The organism is Amycolatopsis sp. 195334CR (assembly GCF_017309385.1).
In the GTDB taxonomy this organism is placed as follows: Bacteria; Actinomycetota; Actinomycetes; order Mycobacteriales; family Pseudonocardiaceae; genus Amycolatopsis.
On sequence record NZ_JAFJMJ010000001.1, the window covers coordinates 1,980,580 to 1,993,360 of the forward strand.

At 70.1% G+C, this 12,781-nt stretch carries 14 protein-coding genes and 1 tRNA gene; 8 read left to right on the top strand and 7 right to left on the bottom strand.

Going from position 1 to position 12,781, the window contains the following annotated elements:
- Positions 1 to 21: 21 nt before the first annotated feature.
- Genes JYK18_RS09660 through JYK18_RS09670 form a run of 3 tightly spaced genes read right to left on the bottom strand, consistent with a single transcriptional unit; the run spans position 22 to position 1,267 of the window.
- Entirely contained in the window at positions 22 to 651 is a 630-nt protein-coding gene (locus JYK18_RS09660) for a hypothetical protein (protein ID WP_206801759.1), read from the bottom strand.
- Positions 651 to 1,106 carry a RidA family protein gene (locus JYK18_RS09665; RefSeq protein WP_206801760.1) on the bottom strand — a complete coding sequence of 152 codons (456 nt, stop codon included), beginning with the start codon at positions 1,104 to 1,106 and terminating at the stop codon, positions 651 to 653. The genes JYK18_RS09660 and JYK18_RS09665 overlap by 1 nt, the downstream gene beginning before the upstream one ends.
- Positions 1,107 to 1,108: 2 nt before the next feature.
- Positions 1,109 to 1,267 carry a DUF4177 domain-containing protein gene (locus JYK18_RS09670; protein WP_206801761.1) on the bottom strand — a complete coding sequence of 53 codons (159 nt, stop codon included), beginning with the start codon at positions 1,265 to 1,267 and terminating at the stop codon, positions 1,109 to 1,111.
- Between the two features lie 133 nt (positions 1,268 to 1,400).
- Between JYK18_RS09670 and JYK18_RS09675 the strand changes: the two genes are divergently transcribed.
- The 4 genes from JYK18_RS09675 (at position 1,401) to JYK18_RS09690 (ending at position 4,821) form a co-directional block, all read left to right on the top strand.
- Complete coding sequence (locus tag JYK18_RS09675) at positions 1,401 to 2,342, top strand: triacylglycerol lipase (RefSeq protein WP_206801762.1); 942 nt, start codon at positions 1,401 to 1,403, stop codon at positions 2,340 to 2,342.
- Between the two features lie 75 nt (positions 2,343 to 2,417).
- Positions 2,418 to 2,666 carry a hypothetical protein gene (locus JYK18_RS09680; RefSeq protein ID WP_206801763.1) on the top strand — a complete coding sequence of 83 codons (249 nt, stop codon included), beginning with the start codon at positions 2,418 to 2,420 and terminating at the stop codon, positions 2,664 to 2,666.
- A gap of 21 nt (positions 2,667 to 2,687) precedes the next feature.
- A complete protein-coding gene (locus tag JYK18_RS09685; RefSeq protein ID WP_206801764.1) occupies positions 2,688 to 3,692 on the top strand; it encodes an ArsA-related P-loop ATPase in 1,005 nt (334 codons plus the stop codon).
- A gap of 19 nt (positions 3,693 to 3,711) precedes the next feature.
- Positions 3,712 to 4,821, top strand: coding sequence for an ArsA family ATPase (locus JYK18_RS09690; RefSeq protein WP_242580233.1), 1,110 nt, complete (start codon positions 3,712 to 3,714; stop codon positions 4,819 to 4,821).
- Here the strand turns inward: JYK18_RS09690 and JYK18_RS09695 are convergent.
- Positions 4,818 to 5,129: a WhiB family transcriptional regulator gene (locus tag JYK18_RS09695; RefSeq protein WP_206801766.1), complete on the bottom strand. Its 312-nt coding sequence runs from the start codon at positions 5,127 to 5,129 to the stop codon at positions 4,818 to 4,820. The two genes, JYK18_RS09690 and JYK18_RS09695, sit on opposite strands and share 4 nt — an antisense overlap.
- 316 nt (positions 5,130 to 5,445) lie before the next feature.
- On the opposite strand from JYK18_RS09695, the gene JYK18_RS09700 reads away from it, so the two are divergent.
- The 3 genes from JYK18_RS09700 to JYK18_RS09710 all read left to right on the top strand — a co-directional run bounded on the left by JYK18_RS09700 (position 5,446) and on the right by JYK18_RS09710 (position 8,800).
- On the top strand, positions 5,446 to 7,602 hold the full coding sequence (locus tag JYK18_RS09700) for a transglycosylase domain-containing protein (protein ID WP_206801767.1): 2,157 nt from the start codon (positions 5,446 to 5,448) through the stop codon (positions 7,600 to 7,602).
- Between the two features lie 168 nt (positions 7,603 to 7,770).
- Entirely contained in the window at positions 7,771 to 8,697 is a 927-nt protein-coding gene (locus tag JYK18_RS09705) for a metallophosphoesterase (RefSeq protein WP_242580236.1), read from the top strand.
- Between the two features lie 29 nt (positions 8,698 to 8,726).
- Positions 8,727 to 8,800 (top strand) — tRNA-Pro (locus tag JYK18_RS09710).
- Between the two features lie 160 nt (positions 8,801 to 8,960).
- On the opposite strand, the gene JYK18_RS09715 is transcribed toward JYK18_RS09710, so the two are convergent.
- The gene (locus tag JYK18_RS09715; protein ID WP_206801768.1) at positions 8,961 to 9,443 is read right to left on the bottom strand and encodes a hypothetical protein; all 483 of its coding nucleotides are present in this window, start codon (positions 9,441 to 9,443) and stop codon (positions 8,961 to 8,963) included.
- A gap of 79 nt (positions 9,444 to 9,522) precedes the next feature.
- Entirely contained in the window at positions 9,523 to 10,290 is a 768-nt protein-coding gene (locus tag JYK18_RS09720; RefSeq protein ID WP_307795841.1) for a methyltransferase domain-containing protein, read from the bottom strand.
- A gap of 97 nt (positions 10,291 to 10,387) precedes the next feature.
- Between JYK18_RS09720 and JYK18_RS09725 the strand changes: the two genes are divergently transcribed.
- Positions 10,388 to 12,223, top strand: a complete 1,836-nt coding sequence (locus JYK18_RS09725) for a prolyl oligopeptidase family serine peptidase (protein ID WP_206801770.1) — start codon at positions 10,388 to 10,390, stop codon at positions 12,221 to 12,223.
- Between the two features lie 69 nt (positions 12,224 to 12,292).
- Here JYK18_RS09725 and JYK18_RS09730 read toward each other — a convergent pair whose 3' ends face one another.
- A complete protein-coding gene (locus JYK18_RS09730) occupies positions 12,293 to 12,769 on the bottom strand; it encodes a Dps family protein (protein ID WP_206801771.1) in 477 nt (158 codons plus the stop codon).
- Between the last annotated feature and the right edge of the window lie 12 nt (positions 12,770 to 12,781).

The following is a 12,781-nucleotide window of genomic DNA, read 5'->3' on the forward strand; positions in this document are numbered from 1 at the left end:
GCTCGCTGGAGGAGCGAGCCGTTACGCGGCGACGAGTCGGTGCCCGGCGTCCACGGCGCCCACGCAGACCAGTTCGGAGTTCGCCAGCGCGGCTCGGTGGTACTCGGGGAGCTCGAACCGCGGCGGAAGCACTTCGATGCTGGGTTCCTCGTCCCCCAGCACACGCAATACCCGCTGCAGCTCACCGGTCAGCCGCGGCATTCCGGACACCGCGCTCACCAAGAGGACCCTCTTGGGCTCGCGATCACCCGGAGTGCCGTTATGCCGCCAGCTCGCCCGCACCTCACCCACGTCTGGGCGACCACGCAACGTTGCGTGCACGACCACGGACACAGAGTCGACGGAGTTCACCCGATCGGGGGCACTCTTCGTGAATGTGTACCGGTTCTCGCTGCCGTCGTCCACCCCCAGCGTGGAACTGACCTGGTGCCAATCCGCGCCGTGCGGAATCAATCCAGCCACGAGCAGGCGATACTCCGGCTGGTCCAGGTCGATGCTGTGCTTCAGCAAAGATCTTGGAATGGTCCGCGCGAGGGTGGCCATCGCGCCCTCGGCGAGCCAGTCCCGGAAGCGCCACAGCGTCTTGTCCGGCAGGCGCCCGGCCAGCCGGAGGAGCAGCTCGTGCGTCGCCTGCTCGATATCGGGGTCCATCACGACACCTCCACGATGACTTCGATCTCCACCGGCGCCCCCAGCGGCAGTTCGGCCACGCCGACCGCGGACCGGGCGTGCACCCCCGCCTCGCCGAAGATCTCGCCGAGCAGCTCGGAAGCGCCGTTGATCACGGCGGGCTGCCCGGTGAAGCCCTCGGCGGAGGCGACGAAGCCGACCACCTTGACCACGCGGGTGATCGAGTCGACGCCGGCGAGCGCGTGCACGGCGGCGAGCGCGTTCAGCACGCAGGTGCGCGCGTGCGCCTTGGCCTCCTCGGGGCTGACCTCGGCGCCGACCTTGCCGGTGGCGGCGAGCTTGCCCTCGACGAACGGCAGCTGACCGGAGGTCAGCACCTGCGAGCCGCTGCGCACCGCCGGCACGTAGGCGGCCACCGGCGCGGCCACCCCGGGCAGCTCGATGCCCAGTTCGGCCAGCCTGGCACTCCAGCTCATGCTCAGCCCTTCTCCCGCTTCAGGTAGGCGACGTGCTGCTCGCCGGTCGGGTTCGGCAGCACGGTGACCAGTTCCCAGCCGTCCTCGCCCCACTGGTCGAGGATCTGCTTGGTCGCGTGGATCAGCAGCGGAACGGTGGCGTACTCCCATTTGGCGCTCATGGCCGCGAGCGTAACGACCCCGTCCAGACCGGCGGGGACGAACCCGCATTCGGCCAAGATGGTGAATCTTCGCCGACATATGGTCAGAATGTGTTTCACTTCACACCTACTCACGAGTAGATAGGAAGTGAAGATGCGGACAACGAGGTCCCTGGGCGCTGTGGCCCTGTCCCTGCTCCTGCTGATCGGGCTCGCCCCGGCCGGGCAGGCGGCGCCCCGGTACTTCGTGCCGTGGACGCTCGCCGCCGCGGTGCCCGCCCAGCTCGCGAATCCCGGCGGCCCGCCACCCGGCGCGAACGACTGGTCCTGCCGCCCCGGCGACGAGCACCCGAACCCGGTGGTGCTCACGCACGGCCTCGGCGCGAACCAGACGGTCAACTGGCAGACCTTCAGCCCGCTGCTGGCCAACGAGGGCTACTGCGTGTTCTCCCTGACCTACGGCGTGCCCGGCACGCCGAACCCGATCTACCAACCGGGCGGGCTGCTCCCGATGGAACAGAGCGCGGCCCAGCTCGGCGCGTTCATCGACCGGGTGCTCGACCGCACCGGCGCGACCAAAGTGGACATCCTCGGCCACTCCGAGGGCACGCTGATGCCCAGTTATTACGTGCAGTTCCTCGGCGGTGCGGCCAAAGTGGACAAGTACGTCAGCCTGACCCCGCTGTGGCAGGGCACCACGCTGGCCGGTCTGTCCACCCTGTACCAGTGGGGCCAGGTGCTCGGGCTCGAGCCGGTGGTCGACGGGGTGCTCAACCCGATCTGCGGCTCGTGCCCGCAGTTCCTCAAGGGCTCGGACTACCTGGCGAAGCTGCACGACAGCGGCACCTTCGCGCCGGGGGTCGAGTACACGAACATCGTCACCAAGTACGACGAACTGGTCCTGCCCTACACCAGCGGACTTGGCACCGGGCCGAACGTGCACAACGTCGTGCTGCAGGAAACCTGCGGACTCGACTTCGCCGAGCACGCCGGGGTCGCCGCCGACCGCAACACCGCCGGTCACGTGCTCAACGCGCTCGACCCGGCCAACGCCGGGCCCGTGCCGTGCGTACCGGCGGGCCCGCTCGGCAGCTAGGTGTCACGAATGTGGCTTTCGAGACGCGAGACGTCTCGAAAGCCACATTCGTGACACTCGGCTAGGTTCGACCGGGTGGAGACCTGGCGGATAGTCGCGGCCGTGCTGCTGGTCCTTCCCGGGCTCGTGGCGGTGCCGGTGATCATGGCGAAGGTGCGTGATCGGACACAGTCCTCGGCGTCGGTGGCCGTCTCCGGCGCCGTCTCGGTGACCGCGCTCGCCGTGCTCACCCTGCTGGTTCTCACCGTGCTGCCGCCGATCCCGAGCTGGGTGGCGGCCGTGACGGTGGTCGCCGCGGTCGGCGTTCTGCTGCTCACCGGGTAGTAGCTCAATTAGGCTGGCGGGGTGACCACACCCCTGGCCGGCTGGACCGACGAACTCGCCAGAGCCCGGCTCCACTTCGTCACCGGCAAGGGCGGGACGGGGAAGACCACGCTCGCCGCCGCGCTGGCGCTGGCGCTCGCCCACGGCGGCCGCCGGGTGCTGCTGGTCGAGGTCGAGGGCAGGCAGGGGGTCGCCCAGCTCTTCGACACCGAGCCACTGCCCTACGCCGAGCAGCGGATCGCCTCCGCGCCGGGTGGTGGTGAGGTCCGCGCCCTGCACATCGACGCCGAGGCCGCGCTGCTCGAGTACTTCGAGATGTTCTACAACCTGGGCTTCGCCGGCCGGACCCTGCGCCGGATGGGCGCCATCGAGTTCGCCACCACGCTCGCGCCCGGCCTCCGCGACGTGCTGCTCACCGGCAAGATCAAGGAGTGCGTCCGGCGCACCGAGTCCGACGGCCGCTACGCCTACGACGCGGTGATCGTGGACTCGCCGCCCACCGGCCGCGTGGTCAAGTTCCTCGACGTCACCAAGGCGCTCACCGACCTGGCCAAGACCGGCCCGATCCGCGGCCAGGCCGAGGGCGTGGTCCGCCTGCTGCACTCCGGCGAAACCGCCGTCCACCTGGTCACCCTGCTCGAAGAGATGCCGGTGCGCGAGACCGTCGAGGCGGTCGCCGAACTCGACGGCGCCGACCTGCGTCCCGGTGCCGTACTGGTGAACAGGGTCCGGCCGCCGCGGCTGCCCGCCCGCTCGGTCACCGCCGCGGCCGACGGCCGGGTGGACGCCTCGCGCGTGCGTGCCGGGCTCACCTCGGCCGGGCTGGAACTGGGCGAGGAGACCCTGGACGCGCTCGTCGAGGAGACCGTCGAGCACGCCATCCGGGTGGCCGCCGAGCAACGCGCCCGCGAGCAACTGGCCGAGGCCGACCTGCCGACCGTCGAACTGCCCGACCTGACCGACGGGGTGGACGTGGCCGCGCTCTACGACCTCGCCGAAGCACTGCTCGAGCAGGGGGTGCGCTGACGTGGCCGAGACGCTGGACATGGACGCCCTGATCGACGACGAGAACACCCGCGTGATCGTCTGCTGCGGGTCGGGCGGCGTCGGCAAGACCACCACCGCGGCCGCGCTGGCCCTGCGCGCGGCCGAACGCGGCAGGCAGACCGTGGTGCTCACGATCGACCCGGCCCGGCGGCTGGCCCAGGCGCTGGGCCTGCGCGAACTCGGCAACCACCCGCGGCAGGTCAGCGTCGACGGCTTCGAGCCCAAGGGCGAGCTGTGGGCGATGATGCTGGACATGCGCCGCACCTTCGACGACATGGTGCGCGTGCACGCCGGCCCGGAACGCGCCGAGCAGCTGCTGGCGAACCCCTTCTACCAGACCATCTCCACCTCGTTCTCCGGCACGCAGGAGTACATGGCGATGGAGAAGCTGGGCCAGCTCGCCGCCACCGGCGACTGGGACCTGATCATCGTCGACACCCCGCCGAGCCGGTCGGCGCTGGACTTCCTGGACGCGCCGACCCGGCTGTCCACCGCGCTCGACGGCCGGATGATCCGGCTGCTCACCGGTCCGGCGAAGGCGGGCAGCTGGGGCCTGCGCAAGGTGGTCGGCGCCGGGTTCAGCATGTTCGCGAAGGCCGTCTCGACGATCATCGGCGGCCAGCTGCTGACCGACGCGTCGGCGTTCATGCAGGCCTTCGACACCATGTTCGGCGGCTTCCGCGAGCGGGCGCGCAAGACCGCCGAGCTGCTGCGCTCGCAGGGCACCGCGTTCCTGGTGGTGGCCGCGCCCGAGCCGGACGCCCTGCGCGAGGCCAGTTACTTCGTCGAGCGGTTGTCCGAGGAGTCCATGCCGCTGGCCGGGCTGGTGGCGAACCGCACCCACCCGGTGCTGGCCGAGCTGTCCGCGCCGAAGGCGCTGGCCGCGGCGGACTCGCTGGAGCGCGCGGCCAATCCGGCACCGCTGGCGGTGGCCGTGCTCCGGTTGCACGCGGACCGGGTGGCGCTGGCCGAGCGCGAGCGGCGGCTGCTGGCCAGGTTCACCAAGGCCCATCCGGGGGTCCCCGTGGTGGGGGTGCCCGCACTGCCGAGTGACGTGCACGACCTCGACGGACTGCGTGACATCGGGGACCGCCTCGCCGGCGGTTAACCGACCCGCGCGGCTTCTTCCTCGTCGATCCCGGCGAACTCCCGTTTCGCCGTCATCAGCAGTTCCTGCCAGGACGCCACGTCCGGGCGGCGGCGCAGCAGCGCGCGGCGCTCCCGTTCGGTCATGCCGCCCCACACCCCGAAGCTGATCCGGCTGTCCAGCGCCTCGGCCAGGCATTCCGTGCGGACCGGGCACCCCATGCAGACGAGCTTCGCGCGGTTCTGCTCGGCACCCCGGACAAAAAGCTCGTCCGGATCGGTGTCCCGGCAGGACGCGTGGACTCGCCAATCCGACTGGTTGTTTTCCATGCCCCCAAGCTCCCTACCTGTTCGATCCCCGCAGGCGGGCCTCCCCCGGGGTGCAGCATAGACACCCCCAGGTGGCCGCGAGCCGGGCTCTCCCTCTGCTCACGTCGACCCGGGGCCCTCCCTTGGCCACCGGTACCGCCGAACCGACTAGTCCACCTGGTGGAGGACTAACCCATCCGTTGGCTCTTTCCGTGAGTTGTGACGGACTGTATTGGCCATCGGTTCCCCCGCCAAGTTGCCGGTGGTCTTTCGTTACCTCTGCACACGCCCGGCGGAGGTCACTGGAGCCACACGCGGCACGCGTAGGCTGGGGCCCGTGCGGAAAGCGGACGGACTGTTCAAACTGCTCGGCCTCTGCCTGCTCGCGGGGGTGCTGGTAGCCGGGGTGCTGTTCCCCGTCGCCGGTGCCGCCGGGGTGGTCTCCAACCAGGCGAGCGAGACCGTCGACAGCATGTCGTCGGATCTCGCCACCGACCCTCCGCCGCTGGTCACGACGGTGACCGACAAGGACGGCAAGCCGATCGCGACGCTGTACTCGCAGTACCGGATCCCGACCGCGGCGAACGAGATCTCCGACGCGATGAAGTACGCGCTGATCTCGGTCGAGGACCGCCGGTTCTTCGAGCACCGCGGGGTGGACTGGAAGGGCACCATGCGCGCGGCGATCTCCAACGCCAGCGACGGGGACACCCAGGGCGCGTCCACGCTGACCCAGCAGTACGTGAAGAACTACCTGATCAACGTGGTCTACCGGGACAACAAGGTCGGGCAGGAAAAAGCCCAGGAAGCTTCCATTGCCCGGAAGCTCAAGGAAGCGCGGATCGCGATCCAGCTCGAAACGAAGATGAGCAAGGACCAGATCCTGGCCGGCTACCTCAACGTGGTCGAGTTCTCCCGGCAGATCTACGGCATCGGCGCGGCCGCCAAGGCCTACTTCAACAAAACGCCGAAGGAACTCGACGCCAAGGAATCGGCGTTGCTGGCCGGCCTGGTGAACAACCCGATCATGTTCGACCCGTGGAAGAACCCGGAGCGCGCCACCGAGCGCCGCAACCTGGTGCTCGACCGCATGGTGGACAACGCGAAACTGGCCCGCCCCGACGCCGACCGGCTCAAGGCCGAACCGCTCGGCGTGGTCGAGGGCGCCCCGACCAAACCGGCCGCGAACTGCACCGGCGCCGGTACCGAGAACGGTTTCTTCTGCCAGTACGTCGAGGACTACCTGCTCAAGAGCGGAATGTCCAAGGACGACCTCTACACCGGCGGGTACACCATTCGCACCACCATGGACCAGAAGGCCAACCACGAGGCCAAGGTGTCCGCGGAAACGCAGGTGAAGAAGAACCAGAAGAACGTCGCGAACACGCTTTCGTTGATCAAGCCGGGCAAGGACCGCCACGAGGTGGTGGCGCTCGCGGCGAATCGCGACTACGGGACGGACGCCAGTCGCGGGCAAACCACGTACGCCCTGCCGTCGGGCATCTACAACACCGGTGGCGCGGGCTCGAGCTACAAGATCTTCACCGCCGCGGCGGCGCTGGAAAAGGGTGTCTCCGGCATCTACAGCACCATTCAAACCCCGGGTTCCTACACCTCGAAGGTGTTCACCGGTGGTGGTCCGCAGTGCCCGACGGTGGCCCGCGGTACCCGCGCCTATTGCCTTACCAACGCCGGTGAGGGTTATGGCGCTTCGATGAGCCTGCAGAACGCGCTGGCCACCTCACCGAACACCGGTTTTGTCATTCTCGAGGAACAGACCGGAATGGGGCCGGTGGTGGAAATGGCCAGCCGGCTCGGCATGCGCGAGACGATGGCCAGCAACCTCGGCGGTGGCACGGTGAAGCCGGAATCCTCGGAATCCGGCGAGAACGTCAGCCAGAGCACCTTCTTCGGCCCGAGCGAGCGGTCGCCGGGGCAGGGCTCGTTCACCCTCGGCCCGAGCCCGACCTCCGGGCTGGAGCTGGCGAACGTCGCGGCTACCATCATGAGCGGCGGCGTGTGGTGCCCGCCGACGCCGATCGCGCAGGTGCTCGACCGCGACGGCAAGCCGATCCCGATCAAGGAGCAGGGCTGCGAGCAGGTGATCGAGGAGCCGCTGGCGAACTCGCTGGCGATCGGCATGAGCAAGGACGACATCGCGCCGGGCACCTCGGCGGGCGCGGCGCAGGGCGTCGGCTGGACCCGGCCGATGATCGGCAAGACCGGCACCACCCAGGGCAACGGCTCGGCCACCTTCGTCGCCGCCACCCCGCAGCTCGCCGGCGCGGCGATGGTGTTCCGGCCGGAGGGCGGCCGGGGTGGTATCTGCGACGGTGGCGTCGGGAACGTTTACACCTGTGGCAACGGCACCATGTTCGGCGGCAAGACCCCGGCCCGCACCTGGTTCGGGGCGATGTCGAAGATCCTGGAGGGCCAGGAGGCCCTGCCGCTGCCGCCGTCCGACCCGCGGTTCGAACGCGCGGGACGCCGATAGGTGGCAGGACTAGGAATCGCGGTCGAGTCGTCCCGGCGGCCGCCGATAGGCCGCTTGGACGACATCGTCACCCGGGCAGGGCGTTGACACCGTATTGTGGATGACGTGAGCACGCAGGGTAGCACTGGGAACAACGGACAGCAGGGCAAGCGGATCCGCAACCTCGCACTGGGCACGGTCGCCGTCGGCGCCGCCGGGCTCGGGTACGCCGCCGGTATCGAGCGCAGGCGCTGGACCCTGCGCACCGAGGAAATCCCTGTGCTGGCACCGGGTTCGCGCCCGATGAAGGTGCTGCACATCTCCGATCTGCACATGGTGCCGGGCCAGCGCTCCAAGCAGGAGTGGGTGGCCGCGCTCGCCGAACTGAAGCCCGACCTGGTGGTCAACACCGGCGACAACCTCGCCCACCGCCAGGCCGTGCCGTCGGTGCTGCGCGCGCTCAACCCGCTGCTGGAGGTGCCCGGCATCTTCATCTTCGGCAGCAACGACTACTACGGTCCCAAGCCGAAGAACCCGGCGCGGTACCTGATGCCCAAGGGCCGCAAGAAGCTCATCCACGGGCTGCACCTGCCGTGGCGGGACCTCCGGGCCGCGCTCATCGAGCACGGCTGGCTCGACCTGACCCACGTCCGGCGCACCATCGAGGTGGCCGGGCAGCAGGTGTTCGCCGCCGGCGTCGACGACCCGCACCTGCACCGCGACCGGTACGCCGACATCTCCGGCCAGGCCGACCGCGGCGCCGCGCTGCGCATCGGTGTGACGCACTCGCCGGAGCCGCGCGTGCTCGACCCGTTCGCCGCCGATGGTTACGACCTGGTGCTCGCCGGGCACACCCACGGCGGGCAGCTGCGCATCCCCGGGTACGGCGCGCTGGTCACCAACTGCGAGCTGGACCGCAGCCGCGCCCGCGGCCTGTCCCGCTGGGGCGCGAACATGTGGCTGCACGTTTCCGCTGGTCTGGGCACGTCACCGTACGCGCCGGTCCGGTTCGCCTGCCCGCCGGAGGCCAGCCTGCTCACCCTCGTCGCACGCGACCAGCAGGCGGCCAAACCCCAGAAGGCCACCCGCCGCGAGGCCCGTACCGACGTCCGCTAGACTTCTCCACGACCCAGTAAGCAGTACCTCGGGGTGTGGCGCAGCTTGGTAGCGTGCCTCGTTCGGGTCGAGGAGGTCGTGGGTTCAAATCCCGCCACCCCGACGTGTGAAGGTGAAGGCCCTGTGTTCGCAGAAAGCGCGAACACAGGGCCTTCACTACGTTGTGCTCTCTGGGGGTCGGACCCCCAGACCCCCGCCAGGGGGCTAGCCCCCTGGACCCCCATAGGTGGGGGTGAGGGTGGGCGTGGGCGGGTGCAGGTGGGTCAGCAGGTGCCCATGTTGGCGGCTTCTAGGGCGAAGTCGGTGACGCGGCCTTGGTCGAAGGCGAAGCGGTAGTAGCGGTCCGGGTGGCCCGGTACTGGGGTGCGCATCACGTTGGGCACCGGTGGGACTGGTTCCAGGTGGGGGTATGCCTTGCGTACCTGGAATTCTCGGGTGCCTAGGGTGACGCCTTCTGGGGTGTGCGAGGTGCTGGTGCCGCCGATCATGACCAGGCCGATCGTGGGGTCGGCGAAGACGCCGCTGCCGACGTTGGTTTGGCCCTCGTTCGGGTGCAGGTAGTACAGGTGGCACCTGTTCGTGGCGTCCTTGTCGATCAGTAGGCCCGTCGACTCCGCGGCGGCTTCGGGTTGGTTCAGGTGTAGTGACTTGTAGCCGCCCGGGCCGAGTACGGCGCCTCCATCCGCTGGGGTCACCAGCAACCCCGAGGCCAGTAGGGCGGTCAGGCCGGTTGTGATCGCGCTCATCCCTGTCTCCCTCCGTGTGGATAGGGAGACGTCTCCGATCAGCGCAGGTTGCTTATTGACCGGTGTGGGTGATAGTTGGTTAGCGAGTGGCGACCACGTCCACCCAGCACTGGCTGAACTGGCCGTCTCCCCCGCGCGACCACACCCAGGCGCTCCGGGCGGCGCTGGCCAGCTGCGGGTGGTCCGCCCCGGCCGACTCCAGCCCGGCGATCAGGCCGTTCTCCACCTCGCGCGACAGCTCCCGGTAGGTCAGGTCCGCCCGGTGGCGCACGTGCTCGCGCACGTCACCGAAACCCGCCCGCGCCACCGCGGCGGCGATCCCGCGACCGGCGAAGGGGTCCCCGCCGTCGCGCCGCCGGAGCAGGTAGTAGCCGCGCAGCGCGGCGACCACGTTCGCCGTCTTCGGCCGCAGCTTGGCCCGGCTCCAGTCCGGAGTGGACAGAGCGAGCACGCCACCGGGCCGCAGCACCCGCCACAGCTCGGCCAGCACCGCGTCCGGCCGGGCCACCGTCTCGAACAAGCCGTGCGCGAAGGCCAGGTCGAAACCGCCCTCCGGCAACGGCAGCGCGTACTCCGAACCGGCCACGAAGTCCACAATGGACGAGCCGACCGCGTAACCGGCGGTCTCGCCGACCGGGCCCGGCACGTGGTCCACCCCGACCACCCGCAGCTCGTCGGCCGCCGAGGCCAGCCCGTGCGTGGTCACCCCGGTACCGCAGCCGAGGTCGAGCACGCGCATGCCCGGCCTGATCCAGCGCAGGGCGAACGCCGTCCGCTCGGCGCCGACGCGCGCGGACACCTCCGAGAGCTCGAACGGGGGCCGTCCCGGCGCGAATGCCTCCTGCACCCCGCACACAGTACGGCCAGCACGACCCCGGTTGGCGAAAAAGATTCCCGAACCCCGGGGTCCCCACCCCGATGGCCCAAGCTGGCAGGATCGAGCCGTGAGCACCCAGTACCCGCCCGCACAGGTCCCCGACCGGCTCTTCGACGACGAGGCGGCCGAAGCGCGGTGGCGCGCCCGCTTCGGCGCGCCACGGATGTCGGTGCCCGAGTGGGCCATCGACGCGCCCGAAGCCAACATCTACGTCTCCAACGCCAGCGGCGTCTGGGAGGTCTACGCCTGGGACCGCGCCACCGGCGCGCACCGCCGGGTCACCGACCGGCCCAACGGCACCATGCACGCCGTGCCCTCCCCCGACGGCCGCTGGATCTGGTGGTTCAACGACACCGACGGCGACGAGTTCGGCTCGTGGGTGCGCCAGCCGTTCGACGCGGAGCCCGGCGCGGCCACGCCCGCGATCCCCGGTGTGCACGACGGCTACCCCGCCGGGCTGGACATCGGGCACCGGATGGTGGTGGTCGGCGTGTCCACCGACGACGGCAGCGAGCTGTTCGCGCACACCGGCGGTGAGACGAGGACCTTCTACCGCCACGCCGACGACGCCGGGGTGGCCGGGCTGTCCCGCGACGAGACGCTCGTCGCCATCTCACATTCCGAACACGGTGACTCCCGCCACCCGGCGGTCCGCGTGCTGCGCACCGAGGACTTCACCGCCGTCGCCGACAAGTGGGACGGCGAGGGCAAGGGCCTGACCCCGTTGGAGTTCTCGCCGGTGTCCGGCGACCAGCGGCTCCTGCTGCTGCACGAACGCCGCGGCCGCGAGGAGCTGCTCGTCTGGGACGTCGCCGCGGACACCGAGACCGAGTTGAAGCTGGACCTGCCGGGCGAGGTCAGCGCCGGCTGGTACCCGCAGGCCGACGCCCTGCTCGTGGTGCACTTCCACCAGGGCCGCAGTTCCCTGTTCCGGTACGACCTCTCCACCACCGAGCTGTCCTCTTTGGACACCCCGCCGGGCCGGATCGGCGGCGCGGGCGTGCGCCCGGACGGCACGGTCGAGTACTCCTGGTCCAACGCCGCGAAGCCGCCGGTGATCCGCGCGCGGACGGCCGACGGCGCGGAGAACGTGCTGCTCACGCCGCCGGGTGAGCGTTCGCCGGAGTCGGCGCCGGTGGTGGACGCCTTCGTCGAAGGGGTCGGCGGGCGCATCCACGCGCTGGTCTCGCGGCCGGTCGACGCGCCGGACGGCCCGCTGCCCACGGTGTTCGCGCTGCACGGCGGCCCGCACGCAGCCGACGAGGACCGGTTCTCCGCGTACCGCGCGGTCTGGCTGGACGCCGGGTTCGCCGTGGTCGAGGTGAACTACCGGGGCTCCACCGGGTACGGCTCGGCGTGGCGGGACGCGATCGAGGGCCGCCCCGGGCTGACCGAGCTGGAAGACGTCGCCGCGGTGCACGACTGGGCTGTCGAAAGTGGACTGGCGGACCCGGAGAAGTGCGTGGCCAACGGCGCTTCCTGGGGTGGGTACCTGACCCTGCTGGCGCTGGGCACGCAGCCGTCGCGCTGGGCGGCGGGCGTGGCCGGGGTGCCGGTGGCGGACTACGTCGCCGCCTACGAGGACGAGATGGAGCAGTTGCGCTCGTTCGACCGGGCGCTGTTCGGCGGTTCCCCCGACGACGTGCCCGCGGTGTACCGCGAGTGCTCCCCGATCACCTACGTGGACGCGGTCGCCGCGCCGGTGCTGGTGCTGGCCGGGGACAACGACCCGCGCTGCCCGATCCGGCAGATCGAGAACTACCTGGACAAACTGGACGCGCGCTCGGCGCCGTACGAGTTCTACCGCTACGACGCCGGGCACGGCTCGCTGGTCATCGCGGAGACGGTCAAGCAGAGCTCCATCGAGGTGCACTTCGCCCTGCGGGCCCTCGGCCTCCGCTGAACGCTATGAGTGGGGCATTACTTGCAATCAACGCAAGTAATGCCCCACTCATAGCATTGGCCCGGGGGGTCAGGCGGCTTGGGCCTGCCACATCCAGTGGGCCTCTTCGAGCTTGTTGGTGATCTCGATCAGCAGATCCTGGGTGACCAGGTCGCTCTTGTCGGTCTCGTCGATCCGCTTGCGCAGGCGCTGGATCAGGTCGGCGAGGATGTCCACGATGGCGGCCACGGTCGCCTCGTCGGACTGCCAGTTGTCCGGGAAGTCCGCCAGGCCGGAGCTGGCGACCACGGTCTTGGCCTTGCCGTTCGGCGAGACCCCGATCGCGTTGGCGCGCTCGGCCACCGAGTCGGTGTAGGTCCGCGCGGTGTCCACCAGCTCGTCGAGCTGCAGGTGCACGCTGCGGAAGTTCTTCCCGACCACGTTCCAGTGCGCCTGCTTGGCGATCAGGGACAGGTCGATGAGGTCGACCAGGGTCGCCTGCAGCGCGTTGCCGGTGACCTCCTTGTCGCTCTCGCTGAGCGGACTCTTGATCGGCGCGTTGGCCATGGGTTGGTGTCC